General features: G+C 71.7%; 12 protein-coding genes. 4 read left to right on the plus strand and 8 right to left on the minus strand.

The genetic code is table 11. The features are described 5' to 3' along the window. Positions 1 to 4: 4 nt before the first annotated feature. The gene (locus OG598_RS32750) at positions 5 to 1,135 is read right to left on the minus strand and encodes a PP2C family protein-serine/threonine phosphatase (protein ID WP_328652392.1); all 1,131 of its coding nucleotides are present in this window, start codon (positions 1,133 to 1,135) and stop codon (positions 5 to 7) included. 58 nt (positions 1,136 to 1,193) lie between these two features. On the opposite strand from OG598_RS32750, the gene OG598_RS32755 reads away from it, so the two are divergent. Continuing rightward, positions 1,194 to 1,847, plus strand: coding sequence for a MarR family winged helix-turn-helix transcriptional regulator (locus tag OG598_RS32755; RefSeq protein WP_328652393.1), 654 nt, complete (start codon positions 1,194 to 1,196; stop codon positions 1,845 to 1,847). Between the two features lie 28 nt (positions 1,848 to 1,875). On the opposite strand, the gene OG598_RS32760 is transcribed toward OG598_RS32755, so the two are convergent. Both OG598_RS32760 and OG598_RS32765 read right to left on the minus strand, forming a co-directional pair. Then, positions 1,876 to 3,480, minus strand: coding sequence for a PP2C family protein-serine/threonine phosphatase (locus OG598_RS32760; protein ID WP_328652394.1), 1,605 nt, complete (start codon positions 3,478 to 3,480; stop codon positions 1,876 to 1,878). Between the two features lie 126 nt (positions 3,481 to 3,606). Continuing rightward, positions 3,607 to 4,845, minus strand: a complete 1,239-nt coding sequence (locus OG598_RS32765) for an ROK family transcriptional regulator (RefSeq protein ID WP_328652395.1) — start codon at positions 4,843 to 4,845, stop codon at positions 3,607 to 3,609. Between the two features lie 77 nt (positions 4,846 to 4,922). Here OG598_RS32765 and xylA point away from each other — a divergent pair, with 77 nt between their 5' ends. The 3 genes from xylA (at position 4,923) to OG598_RS32780 (ending at position 9,074) form a co-directional block, all read left to right on the plus strand. Continuing rightward, on the plus strand, positions 4,923 to 6,110 hold the full coding sequence (gene xylA, locus OG598_RS32770) for a xylose isomerase (RefSeq protein WP_328652396.1): 1,188 nt from the start codon (positions 4,923 to 4,925) through the stop codon (positions 6,108 to 6,110). Between the two features lie 9 nt (positions 6,111 to 6,119). Beyond that, entirely contained in the window at positions 6,120 to 7,547 is a 1,428-nt protein-coding gene (gene xylB / locus OG598_RS32775) for a xylulokinase (protein ID WP_328652397.1), read from the plus strand. 93 nt (positions 7,548 to 7,640) lie between these two features. Next, a complete protein-coding gene (locus OG598_RS32780; protein WP_328652398.1) occupies positions 7,641 to 9,074 on the plus strand; it encodes an MFS transporter in 1,434 nt (477 codons plus the stop codon). Positions 9,075 to 9,198: 124 nt separating this feature from the next. Here the strand turns inward: OG598_RS32780 and OG598_RS32785 are convergent, their stop codons facing one another. The 5 genes from OG598_RS32785 to OG598_RS32805 form a co-directional block, all read right to left on the minus strand. Then, a complete protein-coding gene (locus OG598_RS32785; RefSeq protein WP_328655500.1) occupies positions 9,199 to 10,872 on the minus strand; it encodes a glycoside hydrolase family 13 protein in 1,674 nt (557 codons plus the stop codon). Positions 10,873 to 10,902: 30 nt separating this feature from the next. Next, positions 10,903 to 11,949 carry a LacI family DNA-binding transcriptional regulator gene (locus OG598_RS32790; RefSeq protein WP_328652399.1) on the minus strand — a complete coding sequence of 349 codons (1,047 nt, stop codon included), beginning with the start codon at positions 11,947 to 11,949 and terminating at the stop codon, positions 10,903 to 10,905. Between the two features lie 69 nt (positions 11,950 to 12,018). Beyond that, positions 12,019 to 12,987: a carbohydrate ABC transporter permease gene (locus OG598_RS32795; protein ID WP_328652400.1), complete on the minus strand. Its 969-nt coding sequence runs from the start codon at positions 12,985 to 12,987 to the stop codon at positions 12,019 to 12,021. 1 nt (position 12,988) lies between these two features. Next, complete coding sequence (locus OG598_RS32800; RefSeq protein ID WP_328652401.1) at positions 12,989 to 14,035, minus strand: carbohydrate ABC transporter permease; 1,047 nt, start codon at positions 14,033 to 14,035, stop codon at positions 12,989 to 12,991. 70 nt (positions 14,036 to 14,105) lie between these two features. Next, positions 14,106 to 15,452 carry an ABC transporter substrate-binding protein gene (locus OG598_RS32805; protein ID WP_328652402.1) on the minus strand — a complete coding sequence of 449 codons (1,347 nt, stop codon included), beginning with the start codon at positions 15,450 to 15,452 and terminating at the stop codon, positions 14,106 to 14,108. Positions 15,453 to 15,456: the final 4 nt, after the last annotated feature.

Consider the following 15,456-nt stretch of genomic DNA (forward strand, 5'->3'; position numbering starts at 1 on the left):
TCGGTCACGGTTGCGGGCCGGTCCAGTCCAGGCAGACGACCACCGCGTCGTCGACCAGGTCACCGGCCACGAACGCGCGCAGATCACCGATCAGCGACCGGACGGCGTCCAGGGGTGCCATCGGCCCGGTCCGCCGCAGGAACCGGTCCAGTGCCGTCTCGCCGTAGCGCATGTGCTGACCGGTGGCCTCCACCACCCCGTCGCTGACCACGAAGACCCGGTCGCCGCGTTGCAGAGGGAACTTCTGCTCGTGGTAGTCGGTCGCCTCGAACATGCCCAGCGGGAACTGCGCCTCCAGTGGCTGCTCGGTGACGTCCCCGTCACGGAGCAGGACCAGTCGGGGCGACCCGGCGTCCACCACTGTCATCATCCCGGAGCGCAGGTCCAACTCCATCAGCAACGCGGAGAGGTGCTGTTCGCCCCGGTACAGGTCGTAGATGGCCTGATCGGCGAGGGCAGCCTGGTCGGCCAGGCTCAGCCCGGCCCGACGCGCGTTGCGCAGCGCGTGAGTGGCCAGCGAGGTGAGCAGGGAAGCCGCCACCCCCTCACCGGTGCCGTTGATGGTGGACAACCAGACCCGTTCCCCGTCGTCGGACCAGTCGAAGCTGTCGCCGCGCACCGCGTACGCCGGCTCCAACTGCCCGGCCAGGCTGAACGAGGGACGGATCCGGCTGCGGCCGGGGAGCAGGTCCCACTGCATCTCGGCGGCCAGGGTGAGGCGTTGGGCACGCCGGGCCGCCAGATAGACGTCGGTGCCGGCGGAGACCGCCGCCACCTCGTGGGCGAGCGCGGTGGCGATCTCGGCCAGCGCGGCGACGACGTCCCGGTCGTCCGGAACGGGTGACAAGCGCAGCACCCCTCGACGCTCGCCACGCATGGTGACCGGGAACCAGGCGGTGCCGTCGGCCAGTATCGGCGACTGGTGGTCGAAGGCGCGCCAGGCCGGGTGCCCAGGGCTCGTGATCGGGTCGTCGTCGCCGAGTGGCAGCAGCTCCGCGATGCGGTAGTCGACCTGGAAGAGCTCGACGTCGGTGATCCCGTACGACTGGGCGAGCACGTCCCCGATACCACCGACGAGCCGGTCAGCTGGTGTCTCGTTCAGGGCACGTCGTGCCCGATTGACCGGTTCGCTCATCGTCAGTCCTTCACTGAAAGCTCGACCACCAGGAGGTTCGGAGTACTCTCGGGCCACCATGGCCGAACTGAACCGTCCGACGGACCCTGAGACGAGTATGGCTGCCGCGCTGGATGCGGCGGCCGCTGCCCTGCTGGGCATCTGGGAATCTGCCCGGGAGGGGACCGCCAACCGCGTGTCCGGTGCCCAGTTGCGAGCGGTGATGGTGGTGGAGCAGTACGACGGGATCAACCTGCGTCGGCTCGCCACCCGACTCGACATGTTGCTCAGCTCCGCCAGCCGTCTCTGCGACCGGCTGGTCGCCGCCGGCATGCTGGAGCGTGAGCCGGGCCGCTTCGACCGGCGGGAGATCTCGCTGCACCTCACCCCGGAGGCCCGCCGGCTCGTCGCCGAGCTGCGGGCCGACCGCCAGGGCCAGATCGCCGCCGTGCTGGCCGGGATGAGCCAGGAGGGCCGCGACGCGCTGCTGCACGGAATGCGGGAGTTCGACGAGACCGCCCGCCGCCAGCAGACGCAGAACCTGCCGGCGTCGGATGAGTCGACGGGCCAGGCGGACTGGCCGAACGACCCGGACCGACCCGGTGGGCGGTCGGGTGACTCGGGTCGGCAGACCCGAACGGGGTGGACGGGTTCGTCGGACGCTCCGGAACGATCGATCGGCACCACCAGGGAATGGCCGGCCGGCGGCCCGCCGGTGGCGCGTACCGCCTGATCGAGCCGGTCGGGCGGTCGCCCGTCGGTCATGCCGAGGCGCCCACGGCCAGCATCGCGATGTCGTCGTGGGCCTGCCCGCCCAGCCAGTCGTCCACCGCGCGGAGCACCCGGTCGATCAGCGCCGCCGGCGGTTGCCCGGCCGCCGCCGCGAGCGCGGCCCGCAGCCGCGCCTCGCCGAACATCGCCGCGTCGCGCGGTCCGCGCGCCTCGGTCACCCCATCGGTGTACGCGAGCAGCAGATCGCCCGGATCGAGGTGCACCCGGGTCTCGGCGAACCGTGCGGCCGTCAGCGCCCCCACCGGCATGCCACCGACCGGGACCGGGGTGACGGTGCCGTCGGCGGTGACCAGCAGTGGCGCCGGGTGACCCCCGCCGGCGATGCGGAGGTCCAGCCCGGTCGGCCCACGGTCCAGGGAACCGAGCAACAGGGTGGTGAACTGGTTGCGCCGTGCCGCGTCCGGCGCGTCGAACAGCGCCTGGTTGAGCAGGTGGATCAGCTCCAGCGGGCGTTGCTCGACGAGCCGCAGCGTCTGCAACGACTGGCGGACCCGGCCGGTCAGCACCGCCGCGCCCACTCCCTTGCCGGACACGTCGCCGAGCGCGAACAGGGCGCCGCGCGGATGCGGAAAGACCTCGTAGAAGTCGCCGCCGATGCGCAGGGTGTCGCCCGCTGCCCGATAGCCGCCGGCCAGGCTCACGCCGGGCACGGCGGGTAGCTCGGGCGGGAGCAGACTGGTTTGCAGCACCCGGGCCAGGTGGGCCTGCTCACCGTGCAGGTCGGCGGTGGCCAGCGCGGCACCCGCGCGGGCGGCGAACTCCCGCGCCAGTTCCACGTCGCGCCTGTCGAAGCCGACCCGCCCGGACCGACGGATGAGCAGCAGCGCACCGGCCGACCCGCTGGCGCTGAGCAGCGGGCTGACCAGCACCGTGCCCGGGGGGCCGAACTCGGGCGGCAGCAGGTCGGCCAGGTCGGTGAGCGGGGCGTCCGGCCAGGGGCTCGGCTCGGCCCGGCCGCCGGCCAGCGCTTCGGCCAGCCCGGGCACGACGCTGGTCAGCGCGGGGCCGGCCAGCCCGGTGATCGGGGCGGGCTCGCCGTCGGCGTACCGGATCCATCGGGGGTGCGGCTCGACCGGCGCGGTCGGTCGGGGCAGTGCCACGGCGACGTCGGCCAGGTAGGGAACGGCGAGCGTGGTGGTGGCCAGGAGGACCTGGTCCCGGTGCAGGGCCAGCGCCAGCCGACTGCCGGCCTGGGCGAGGAACGCGGTGCGGGAGCGTTCGGCGAGCAGGGCGTCGGCGCGGGCGTGCTCCTCGGTGACGTCGCGGACGTACCACGCCCACCGGGAGCCGGCGAGTTGCCGTCGGACGCCGCGCAGTCGCCGGCCGTGGTGGTCGGCGTCGAAGCGGTCAGCGCCGCCGGCGACCGCCCGGGCCAGGGCTGCGACCGCGCAACCGGCCAGTTCGGTGCCGGCGTGGATCTCCGGGATCAGCTCGGCCGCCATGGCGTTGACCAGGGTGACCCGACCGGTCCCGTCCGTTGTCAGCACGGCCTCGGCGAGCCCGTCGAGCAGCTCCCGGGCCAACCGTTCGTCGGCTGGCAACGGGGTGCCGCCGGGTTGCTGGGTCGTGGTCACCGCCGGACGCCGGCTCGCGTCTGACGACGTGTGCGCATGCTGCTTCTCGACTCCTCACCGGGGATCGTTGCCTGAGAGCAAGGGTACCGATTCTCTCCGACAGCGGCGCACGGCGCGGGGTGGCGATCAGCCGGCGCGGGCCAGCCAGCCGGCCGGCTGGGCGACGATCCGGCGGACCACCGAGCCGGCGGCGCCTACCGCGGCGGCCTCCGCGCCGAGCGTCGAGGGGCGGACCGTGACGGGCGACCAGGCCGCGGTGAGCACCCGGGCACCGATCTCGGCGAGGACCGGAGGGCACAGCCAGGGTGCGAGCGCCGCGTAACCGCCGCCGAGCACCACGGTGTCCAGGTCGAGCAGATTGACGACGCCGGCCACCGCGACGCCGAGCGCCGTTCCGGCGTCGTGCAGCGCCCGTAGCGCGTCGGCGTCGCCGGCCTCGGCCAACTCGGCCAACCGGGCCGTCGCGGTGTCCGCGGGAAGCTCCGCCCGGGCCAGCCCGGCGGCGGCCACTATCGCCTCCTGGCCGGCGTACTGCTCCAGGCAGCCCTGCCCGCCGCAGCGGCACGGACGGCCCTCGGGGTGCACGGGAAGGTGCCCGATCTCGCCGCTCCACCCGCGTACGCCGCGAAACAGCGCGCCGTCCAGCACGATGCCGGCGCCGATGCCCACCTCTCCGGAGATGTGCAGGAAGCTGGACGTGCCGTTTGGCTGCGAGTGCAGCTCGCCGAGGGCCGCGAGATTGGCCTCGTTGTCCACCACCAGCGCGGGGACGCCGGGCACCTGCTCGATCAGCGGAGGGTGCTCGGCGAGCAGCGCGGGCACCGGCACGTCACGCCAGCCGAGGTTGGGCGCGAGCCGGACCAGCCCGGCGTCGTCCACCAGGCCGGGCACCGCGAGCGCGGCCCCGACCAGGGTGAGGCCGTGCCGGGCAGCGTCCTCGCGGGCTGCCCCGGCCATCTCGACCAGGCGGGCCAGCGCGTCGGCGGGGGCCACCGGGCGCAGATCGGCCCGGTGCACGGTGCGGTGCCGGACCTGGCCGGCGAGGTCCACCACGCAGACCGCCAGGTAGTCCACGTTGACCTCCAGGCCGAGCCCGGCCGGCCCCTGATCGGCCAGGACCAGCCCGCGCGCCGGGCGGCCGGCGCCCGAGCGGGGTGCGGGGTCGGACTCACTGACCAGTCGGCCGGCGAGCAGGTCCTCGACCACCGCGGACACTGTGGCTCTGGTCAGGCCGGTGGCGGTCGCCAGGTCGGCTCGGGAGGGGGGTCGGTCGGCGGTGGCGATCCGGCCGAGGACCAGTGCGAGGTTGAGCTCGCGCAGGCTGCCCTGACGGACTGCGCCGGCCGGGGCGTGGGTGAGGCTCACCCCTTGACAGTGCCATAGGGTGGGCAAATAATTCAATCGCTGAACAAATAGCGGACAACACCACCCGGAGGTCGCTCATGGCACCCCGTCCCACCCCCGCCGACAAGTTCTCCTTCGGGCTCTGGACCGTGGGCTGGCAGGCCCGCGACCCGTTCGGTGACGCCACCCGTCCCGAGCTCGACGCGGTCGAGGCAGTGCACCGGCTCGCCGAGCTGGGCGCGTACGGCATCACCTTCCACGACGACGACCTGATCCCGTTCGGCGTCGACGCGGCCACCCGTGACCAGCACATCGCCCGGTTCCGCAAGGCCCTCGACGAGACCGGCCTGGTGGTGCCGATGGTCACCACCAACCTCTTCACCCACCCGATCTTCAAGGACGGCGGCTTCACCAGCAACGACCGCGACGTCCGCCGGTACGCGCTGCGCAAGGTGCTGCGTCAGGTCGACCTGGCCGCCGAGTTGGGTGCCAGCACCTTCGTCATGTGGGGTGGCCGCGAGGGCTCCGAGTACGACCTTGCCAAGGACGTCCGCGCCGCCCTGGACCGCTACCGCGAGGCCGTGGACCTGCTCACCCAGTACTCCATCGACAAGGGCTACAACCTGCGGTTCGCCCTGGAGCCCAAGCCCAACGAGCCGCGTGGCGACATCCTGCTGCCGACCATCGGGCACGCGCTCGGTTTCATCTCCCAGCTGGCCCACCCGGAGCTGGTCGGCCTCAACCCGGAGGTCGGGCACGAGCAGATGGCCGGGCTCAACTACGCCCACGGCATCGCCCAGGCGCTCTGGCAGGGCAAGCTGTTCCACCTGGACCTCAACGGCCAGCGCGGCATCAAGTACGACCAGGACCTGGTCTTCGGCCACGGTGACCTGATGAACGCGTTCGCCCTGGTGGACCTCCTGGAGAACGGCGGCCCCAACGGCGGGCCGGCCTACGACGGCCCCCGGCACTTCGACTACAAGCCGTCCCGCACCGAGGACATGGACGGGGTGTGGGCCTCCGCGGCGGCCAACATGAGCACCTACCTGCTGCTCAAGGAGCGGGCGGCGGCGTTCCGCGCCGACCCCGAGGTGGTCGAGGCGCTCGCCGCCAGCAAGGTCGGCGAGCTGAGCACGCCGACGCTCGGCGACGGCGAGAGCTACGACGAGCTCCTGGCCGACCGGTCCGCGTTCGAGGACGTCGACGTCGACGCGGTGGCCGCCCGGGGCTTCGCCTTCGTCCGGCTCAACCAGCTCGCCGTCGAGCACCTGCTCGGCGCCCGCTGAGGCCCGGCCATGCCGTTGGTCGCAGGCGTCGACTCGTCCACCCAGTCCTGCAAGGTGGTGATCCGGGACGCGGAGACCGGCACCCTGCTCCGGCAGGGCCGGGCACCGCACCCGGACGGCACGGAGGTCGACCCGGAAGCCTGGTGGCAGGCGCTACGTAGCGCCGCCGACCAGGCCGGCGGGTTGGCCGACGTGGCGGCGATCTCCGTCGCCGGCCAGCAGCACGGCATGGTGTGTCTCGACGAGGACGGCCGGGTGGTCCGCCCGGCGCTGCTGTGGAACGACACCCGATCCGCCGACGCCGCCGCCGACCTCATTCAGGAGGCCGGCGGCGGCTCGGCCGGGAGTCGGTTCTGGGCCGAGGCCACCGGCAGCGTTCCGGTGGCCAGCTTCACCATCACCAAGCTGCGGTGGCTGGCCAGGCACGAACCCGAGTTGGCCGCCCGGGTGGCCGCCGTCTGCCTGCCACACGACTGGCTGACCTGGCGGTTGGCCGGCGCGCCGGGGCTGGGCGCGCTGCGTACCGACCGGGGCGACGCCAGCGGCACCGGTTACTGGTCGCCGGCGACCGGCGACTACCGACTGGACCTGCTGGAGCGGGGCTTCGGTCGACGGTTGGTGGTGCCCGAGGTGCTCGGTCCGGCCGAGTCGGCGGGCAAGCTCGCCGACGGCCTCGGCGGGCCGGGAGGGGCGCTGCTAGGCGCGGGCACCGGGGACAACGCCGCCGCCGCGCTCGGCGTCGGCGCCGGCCCGGGTGACGTGGTCGTCTCGATCGGCACCTCCGGCACCGTGTTCAGCGTCGCCGACGTGCCGGCCGCCGACGCCAGCGGCACCGTCGCGGGCTTCGCCGACGCGTCCGGTCGTTTCCTGCCCCTGGTCTGCACGCTCAACGCGGCCCGGGTGCTGGACGCCGCCGCGGCGATGCTCGGCGTCAATCTGGACGAGCTGGCCGAACTGGCGCTCGCCGCGCCGGCCGGGGCGGACGGGCTGGTCATGGTGCCCTATCTGGAGGGTGAGCGGACGCCGAACCGACCGCTCGCCACCGGTGCGGTGCACGGCCTGACCCTTCGCACGTCGACCCCGGCGCACCTGGCGCGGGCCGCCGTGGAGGGCATGCTCTGCGCGCTCGCCGACGGGCTGGACGCGTTGACCGCGCAGGGCGCCACCGCCCGCCGGGTCATCCTGGTCGGCGGCGGGGCCCGGTCGGCGGCGGTGCGTCAGATCGCCCCGCAGGTCTTCGGCTGCCCGGTCGTCGTCCCGCCGGCCGGGGAGTACGTCGCCGACGGCGCCGCCCGCCAGGCCGCCTGGGTCGCCCTGGGCGGCGCTACGCCGCCCGTCTGGACGGTCGAGGGCACCGAGGAGTATGCGGCGGCGGCCGTCCCCGCTGTGCGCGACCAGTACGCCGCGGCGCGCGGGTTGGTGCTCGACCGGCGCTGACCGTCGGGATCGACGCGAATGGGTGCCGGTCGACGGTGACCGGCACCCACCCGCGTGACGGCCTCCTTCACGCGGTCTGGTTGGCTGCCGGTCATGACGGTGACCAGTGGCGGGCCCGGCCTGCGCCCGCACGGTCGGGGCGGTGGGCCGGCGCACCGGTTGTACAGCGTGGTGGTGTTCGTGCTGCTCGCCTCACTGGACAACGTGGCGATCGGGCTGGTCCCCCCGCTGTACGGCCCGATCTCCGACGCGTTCGACGTGTCCGGGCGGCTGCTCGGCGTGGTCACCGCGGTCAGCTTCCTGGTCAGCGCGGTCGCGGCGGTCGGTTGGGCGTACGTCGGGGACCACACCAACCGCAAACCGCTGCTCATGGTGGGCACACTGCTCTGGGCGGCGGGCACCGGTGGGAGTGCGCTCGCCGGCGGCTACCTGACGTTCCTGGCCGCGCAACTGGTCGCGGCGGTCGGCCTCGGCGCGGTCGGCTCGGTGGGATTCTCAGTGGTCACCGACCTGATCTCGCCGACCCGGCGCGGGCTGGTGATGAGCTTCTGGGGGCTTTCCCAGGGGGTCGGCACCCTCGCGGGCACCCTCGTCGGTGGGCTGCTCGGGGCTGCCGACTGGCGGCGGCCGTTCCTGCTGCTGGCCGGTGTCGGCCTGGTCGCCACGCTGGCCTACCTGTTCACGTACGACGTCCGGCGTGGCCAGAGCGAGCCGGAACTGGCCGGCAGGTTGGACGCCGGCGCCGAGTACGACTACCGGATCAGCCGGGCCGACCTGCCGCGCATCCTGGCCCGGCGGACCAACCGGTGGCTGATCCTGCAGGGTCTGACCGCTCAGGCCGCGTTCGGCTCGCTGGTCTGGCTGCCGGTGCTCTTCGCCGAACGGGCCGAGGCCCAGGGTTACTCCACGTCGACAGCGGTGGTGGTGGGCAGCGTCTTCGCCACCCTGTTCCAGCTCGGTGGGGTGCTGTCCATCGTGGGCGGGCTGATCGGTGACGCCGTGCAACGGCGTACCCGGCGAGGGCGGGCACTCGTCGCCTCCATCGGCGTCCTCGCCGCGCTGCCGTTCTACCTGGTGTTGTTCTTCGTACCGGTGACCATCGACGTGCCGGACGGCGCGAGCGGCGGCGCGGTGGTGGGTGCGGTGCTGGCCAGTGTGTTCACCGAGCCGTCGGTCGGGCTGAGCCTGCTCACCGCCGTCGTGGCGCTCGCGTTGACGTCGGCCAACTCGCCGAACTGGTTCGCGTTGATCGCCGACGTCAACCCGCCGGAGCACCGGGGCACTGTCTACAGCCTGGGCAACCTGGTCAACGGTGTCGGTCGCGCGGCCGGCAACGGGCTGGTCGGGGTGGCCTTCCAGGCGCTTCGAGCGGCATTCCCGCCACCGCTGAACTTCGCCGTCGGGTTGGCCGCGTTCCAGCTCTTCTTCATCCCGACCGGTGTCATGTACTGGCTCGCCTCGCGAACCTCACCGGCGGACATCGACAACGTGCACGACCTGCTGCACACCCGAGCCGACCGCCTCTGACCTGATCGACGGCGGGCCTGATCCGCGCACCATCAGGGAAGGTGCTGCCTCGGGCGGGCGTGAGGGGCCAAGATCCCTGATGTTGCGCGGATCCTGGCCCCCCGCGCCCCCGTGTTGGGCTGGGTCAGCCGTGCAGCCAGACGGTCACGTCGGCCGGGACCGCGCCGTCGTCGTCCAGGGGCGCGCTGGCGGCGAGCACCTCGGCGCCGGCCGGCACCGGCACCGGCACGGCACCGAAGTTGGTCAGCACTGTCAGCTCACCGTTGCGGAAGCTCAGCACCTCGTCGCCGGAGGACAACCACTCCAGCGTGCCGCGACCCAACCCGTGGGCACGGCGCAACCGCAACGCCGTGCGGTACAGCTCGTACGTCGAACCGGGCACGTCGCGCTGGCGGTCCAGCGCGTACTCCGCCCAGAGCGCGGGCTGCGGCAACCAGCTCGCGTCGGTCGGCCCGAAGCCGTACGACGGGGCGTCGGCCTCCCACGGGATCGGCACCCGGCAGCCGTCCCGGCCGCGCTGGGTGTGCCCGCTGCGCGCCCAGGTCGGGTCCTGCCGGGCCTCGTCGGGAAGGGTGGTGTGCTCGGGCAGCCCCAGCTCCTCACCCTGGTAGAGGTACGCCGAGCCGGGCAGCGCCAGCATCAGCAGGGTGGCCGCCCGGGCCCGGCGCAGACCGAGTGCGGCGTCCGGCTGCGGGTCGCCGATGCCGATGCCGTTGGGGCGTACGGTGCCGACCGGCAGACCGAGCCGGGAGGCGTGCCGCACCACGTCGTGGTTGGACAGCACCCAGGTGGTCGGCGCGCCGACCGAGTCGGTCGCCTCCAACGAACGGGTGATCACCGCGTACTGGGCCGGTGCGCTCCACGCGGCGAGCAGGTACTCGAAGTTGAACGCCTGGTGCATCTCGTCCGGGCGGACGTAGCGGGCCAGCCGCTCGGCCGGTTCCACCCAGGCCTCGGCGACCAGCACCCGCTCGCCGGGGTAGCTGTCCAACACCTGCCGCCACTGCCGGTAGATCTCGTGCACGCCGTCCTGGTCCCACATCGGCGGGCGGGGCTTGTCGATCTCGTTGCCGGAGAGGATCTCCTGCGGCTCCTGCCAGTCGGCCAGGTCGGCCTGCTTGATGAGGCCGTGCGCCACGTCGACCCGGAAGCCGTCCACGCCGCGGTCCAGCCAGAAGCGCAGCACGTCCAGGAACTCCGCGTGCACCTCCGGGTTGTCCCAGTTGAGGTCCGGCTGCCCGGTGTCGAACAGGTGCAGGTACCACTGGCCGGGTTGTCCGTCGGCGTCGACCGTCCGGGTCCAGGCCGGACCACCGAAGACGCTCTGCCAGTCGTTCGGCGGCTGGTCGCCGGCCGGACCACTGCCGTCCCGGAAGATGTACCGCGACCGTTCCGCGCTGCCGGGCGCGGCCGGCAGCGCGGCCTGGAACCAGCGATGCGCCGAGGAGGTGTGGTTCGGAACCAGGTCGACGATCACCCGCAGGTTGCGGGCCCGGGCCTCGGCGATCAGCTTGTCCGCGTCGGCGAGGGTGCCGAACAGCCTGTCGATGTCGCGGTAGTCGGCCACGTCGTAGCCGGCGTCGGCCTGCGGCGAGGGGTAGAAGGGGGAGAGCCACACCGCGTCCACGCCCAGCTCGACCAGGTGGTCGAGGCGGGCGGTGATGCCGGGCAGGTCACCGATGCCGTCCCCGTCCGAGTCGGCGAACGAGCGGGGGTAGATCTGGTAGATGGCGGCCTCGGTCCACCAGCCGGTGGCCTGGTGACCGGAGGGGGTCTGCTGCGTCGGGTCGGTGTTCAGGGTCGTCTCCCGTGTTGCGGTGTGTGGATTTCAGTGTGCCCGGGGCGGTGCTGTCGAGTCCCGGACCACCAACCGAGTGGGCAGGACCACCGGAGTGTCGCAACCGGCACCCCGTTGACTGACGATGGGCCCCGCCGGTCGGGCCCCGAGCGGGTCGAGCAACATCTGGGCGGCCAGCCGGCCCTGCTCGGCAGCGGGCTGGGCGACGGTGCTGAGCCCGAGCACACCGGCCAGGTCGTGGTCGTCGATACCGACCACGCTGACGTCCTGCGGCACCCGCAGTCCGACGTCGCGCAGGGCGGTCATCGCGCCCATCGCCATCTCGTCGCAGGCGGCGACGATCGCTGTCGGTGGCTCGCCGCGGGCCAGCAACTCGGCGGTGGCCCGGTTGCCGCCGTCGATGGTGAAGGTGGACTCGATGTCCAGTGTGGGGTCGGGGCGCAGGCCGGCGGAGCGCAGCGCCGCCTGGTAACCCCGGCGTCGGTCGAGGTGGGTGGTGAAGGCCAACTCGTCATCCGGGTCGCCGGAGATGTGGGCGATCCGGTGATGGCCGAGGTCGATCAGGTGCTTGGTCGCGGCCCGCGCGGCCGCCACGTCGTCGATCCGTACGCACGGCCAGTTGGGCACCCTGCTGCCCGAGCTGATGGTGACGCCGGGCAGGTCCAGCGTGGCCAGCGCGGTCAGGTCGGCCGGACGTAACGGTGTGGCGACCAGCATCATGGCGTCCACCCGCTTGTGCAGGTTGGCCGTACGCAGGACCCGCTGGCGGACCTGCTCCCGGCCGCCCAGGTTGTAGAGCAGCAGGTCGTAGCCGGACTGGTGGAGGTACTCCTCGACCGCCTCGACGACGGTGCTGAAGAACCAGCGGGTGATCCGGGGGACCACCACCGCTACGGTGCCGGTCCGGCCGCCGGCGAGCCGGGACGCGCTCGGCGAGACCTCGTAGTCCAGTTGCTCGGCGGCGGCGAGTACCCGGCGTCGGGTGGCGGCCGAGACCGTCGGTAGTCCGCGCAGCGCCCGCGAGACGGTGGCCGTGGACACTCCGGCCAGCCGGGCCACATCATCGATCCTCGTCACGGTTTCCCCCGCTCGGTGCCCGGAGCGCCCGCCGCCGCCCGAGGGGCCAGGCGGCGGCGGACGCGCGGGTCAGCCCTTGACGCTGCCGGCGAGCAGACCTCGCACGAAGAAGCGCTGCAGGGACAGGAAGACGATGAGCGGTACGACGATGCTGACGAACGCACCGGCGGTGAGGCGCTGCCACTCGTTGCCGCGGGTGCCGGCCATCTCGGCGAGCCGGACGGTGAGCGGGGCGGTCTCGTCACCGCCGCCCGCGAAGATCAGCGCGACCAGCAGGTCGTTCCAGACCCAGAGGAACTGGAAGATGCCGAACGCCGCCAGTGCCGGGGTGATCAGCGGCAGCACGATGGTGCGGAAGATCTTCGGGTGGGTGGCCCCGTCGACCCGGGCCGCCTCCATCAGGTCCCCCGGCAGTTGCGAGATGAAGTTGTGCAGCAGGAAGACGGCGAACGGAAGCGCGAAGCAGGTGTGGGCGAACCACACCTGGGCGAACTTCTGCTCGTCGACCAGGTCCCAGGCCGGCATCAGTGTGACGCCGCCGAGGCTGACCCCGGTGGAGAAGAACCTCAGCAGTGGCACCAGGGCCATCTGCAGCGGCACGATCTGCAACGCGAAGATCGCGATGTAGACCCAGTCCCGGCCACGGAAGTTGATCCACGCCAGCGCGTACGCGGCGAGGGCCGCGAAGGCGAGCGGGAAGAGCACCGACGGGATGGTGATCGCCAGCGAGTTGATGAAGGAACCGGCGAGCTGCCCGGAGGACGCCGAGCGCCCGAACAGGACCTGCTGGTAGTTCTCGAAGGTGAACTGCGGGTTGGTGAAGGCCGTCCACCAGCCGGTGGTCTTGATCTCGTCCTCCGGGCGGAGGGAGGAGATGAGCAGACCGAAGGTCGGGATGGTCCAGACCACCGCGATGACGATCGAGACGAGCGTCGCGGTGCGGCTGTTCAACCGCTTGCGGACCCGGCCGGCCGCGCTGATCGGGGTGCCGTCGGTCTTCTGGGTGCCGGCGGCGACGGTGGGCGTTGCGGTGGTCATCTCAGCCCTCCCGCTGTTGACGGAGGTTACGGATCTGGTAGATCACGACCGGGATGACCAGGATGAAGAGGAAGACCGCGAGCGCGGAACCCCGCCCGTTCTCGCTGTACCGGAACGCCTGGTTGTACATCTCGTTGGCGATCACGCTGGTGTCGTAGTTGCCGTTCGTCGAGGTCCGGACGATGTCGAAGACCTTGAGCGTGGCGATCGTGAGGGTCACCATCACGACGATCAGCGCCGGTCGGATGCTCGGCATGGTGATCTGCCAGAACATCTGCCACGGGCTGACCCCGTCGAGCCGGGCGGCTTCGACGATGTCGCCGGGGATCGCCTTGATCGCGGCGGAGAGCACCACCATGGCGAAACCGGCCTGGATCCAGACCATGATGACGATCAGCAGCAGAGTGTTCAGCGGTGATTCCAGCAGCCACGCCTTCGGTTCGCCGCCCAGGCTGACCACGATCTGGTTGAGCAGACCGATCTGGTCGCCCTCGCCCCGGTAGGCGTAGACGAACTTCCAGATGATGCTGGCGCCGACGAAGGAGATGGCCATCGGCAGGAAGATCAGTGACTTGGCCACGGCCTCGAACCGGGCCTTGTCCACCAGTACGGCGTAGATGAGGCCGAATCCGGTCGCCACCAGCGGGACCAGGAGCACCCAGATCAGGGTGTTGATCAGGACCCGGACGATCGTGTCGTCGGAGAACATCCAGCCGAAGTTGTCCAACCCCACCCACTCGGTGCTGGTCCTGTTCATCAGGGAGAGCAGCACGGTGCGGATGGCCGGCACGACCAGACCGATGGTGAGCAGCAACAGGGTCGGCAGCAGGAAGAACAGCGCGAAGATCCCCTCCCGCTGCTTGAGTCGACGGGGAAGTGGAGCACCACTCGCCGAGGCGGCGACGAGCTGCGCCTCCCGTCGGCGGGCGAACCAGGCCGGCACCACGTCGAGCAGCAGGAGCAGACCACCCACCACCAGCACGAAGGCGACCAGCCCGTACATCAGCATGAGGAACTTCGGCTGCTGATCGGCGAAGTCGAACTTCATCAACCCTCCCTTCCGGGTCCACCTCGGCCGGTGGCCCGGTCCGCATCAGCGGACCGGGCCACCGCCGGGATCACTTAGGCCAGCTGCTCTCGATGCCCTGGAGCACCGGGGCGGTCGGCTTGCCGTTCAGCCACTCGACCATGCCCTTCCAGAACGTCCCCGCGCCGACGGCGGCCGGCATCAGGTCGGATCCGTCGAAGCGGAAGGTGCCGGTCTTGTCCTGGAGGATCTGGACGGAGAGCTTGTCGATCGGGCTGGCCACGTTGGCGATGTCCAGCTTGTTGTTCGCCGTGACCCAGTTACCGAGCTTCGCGCGGCTGTTCACGTACTCGGCCGAAGCCAGGTAGGTCTGCACCGCCTGGACCTCGGGACGGTCGGCGTAGCCGACGACGAACTCGCCCGCGCCCAGCACCGGCTTGCCCTTGGCGGCGTCGATGGCCGGGAAGTAGAAGGCGAACGCGTCGCCGTCCTCGGCCACCTTGGTGCCCTCGGGGAACTGGTTGGCGTAGAACGACGCCTGACGGTGCATCGCGCACTTGCCGGTGGTCACCGGCAGGCCCGCCTCCTGGAAGGCGGTGGTGGTGATGCTCTTGACGCCGCCGAAGCCGCCGTTCATGTACTTGTCGTTCTTGAGGATGCTGCCGGCGCGGTCGACCGCGTCGACGATCTTCGGGTCGTTGAACGGGATGGCGTGGGTGGTCCACTGGTCGTAGACCTCGGGGCCCTGCGTACGCAGGACCACGTCCTCGATCCAGTCGGTGGCCGGCCAACCGGTGGCGTCACCGGACTCGACGCCCGCGCACCACGGCTTCATGCCGCTGGCGGCGATCTTGTCGCTCAGGGCGATGAGCTGGTCCCAGGTCGTCGGAACCTCCCAGCCCTTCTCCTTGAACGTCTTCGGCGAGTACCACACGAAGGACTTCACGTTGGCGCCGAGCGGCACGCCGTAGAGCGTCCCGTTCACGGTGCCGTACTTCAGCCAGTCGGCCGGCATGTTCTGCTCGGCGAGAGCCTTGGTGTCGGCGCTCAGGTTCTTCAGCTTGCCGGCGTCCGCGAAACGCTTCACGAGGCCCGGCTGGGGCACGAAGGCGATGTCGGGGGCGTTGCCGCCGTCGACCCGGACGGGGAGCTGCGCCTCGAACTCGCCGCTGCCCTCGTAGTCGATCTCGATGCCGGTGCACTCGGTGAACTGCGACCACGAACGCTCCAGCAGGTCGGCCTCGGCGTCACGGATGGACGCGTAGATGGAGACCTTCTTGCCGTCGTGGCCGTCGTACTTGTCGTATGCGGCACACTCCGCGGAGCCCGCGTTGTTGCTCTTCTTGTCGTCGCCGGTACCGCAGGCGGTGGCGCTGAGCGCCAGCCCGAGTACGCCGGCGATCACGAAGGCCTGGCGTGGTCTGGTAAAGACCGCCATGCCG

This window comes from Micromonospora sp. NBC_00330 (assembly GCF_036136635.1).
GTDB lineage: Bacteria > Actinomycetota > Actinomycetes > Mycobacteriales > Micromonosporaceae > Micromonospora > Micromonospora salmantinae.

Bases quoted from the DNA above. Each gene is read 5' to 3' on its own strand.
- OG598_RS32750 (WP_328652392.1), bottom strand. From the start codon at position 1,135: ATGAGCGAACCGGTCAATCGGGCACGACGTGCCCTGAACGAGACACCA.
- OG598_RS32755 (WP_328652393.1), top strand. From the start codon at position 1,194: ATGGCCGAACTGAACCGTCCGACGGACCCTGAGACGAGTATGGCTGCC.
- xylA (WP_328652396.1), top strand. From the start codon at position 4,923: ATGGCACCCCGTCCCACCCCCGCCGACAAGTTCTCCTTCGGGCTCTGG.
- xylB (WP_328652397.1), top strand. From the start codon at position 6,120: ATGCCGTTGGTCGCAGGCGTCGACTCGTCCACCCAGTCCTGCAAGGTG.
- OG598_RS32780 (WP_328652398.1), top strand. From the start codon at position 7,641: ATGACGGTGACCAGTGGCGGGCCCGGCCTGCGCCCGCACGGTCGGGGC.
- OG598_RS32795 (WP_328652400.1), bottom strand. From the start codon at position 12,987: ATGACCACCGCAACGCCCACCGTCGCCGCCGGCACCCAGAAGACCGAC.
- OG598_RS32800 (WP_328652401.1), bottom strand. From the start codon at position 14,035: ATGAAGTTCGACTTCGCCGATCAGCAGCCGAAGTTCCTCATGCTGATG.
- OG598_RS32805 (WP_328652402.1), bottom strand. From the start codon at position 15,452: ATGGCGGTCTTTACCAGACCACGCCAGGCCTTCGTGATCGCCGGCGTA.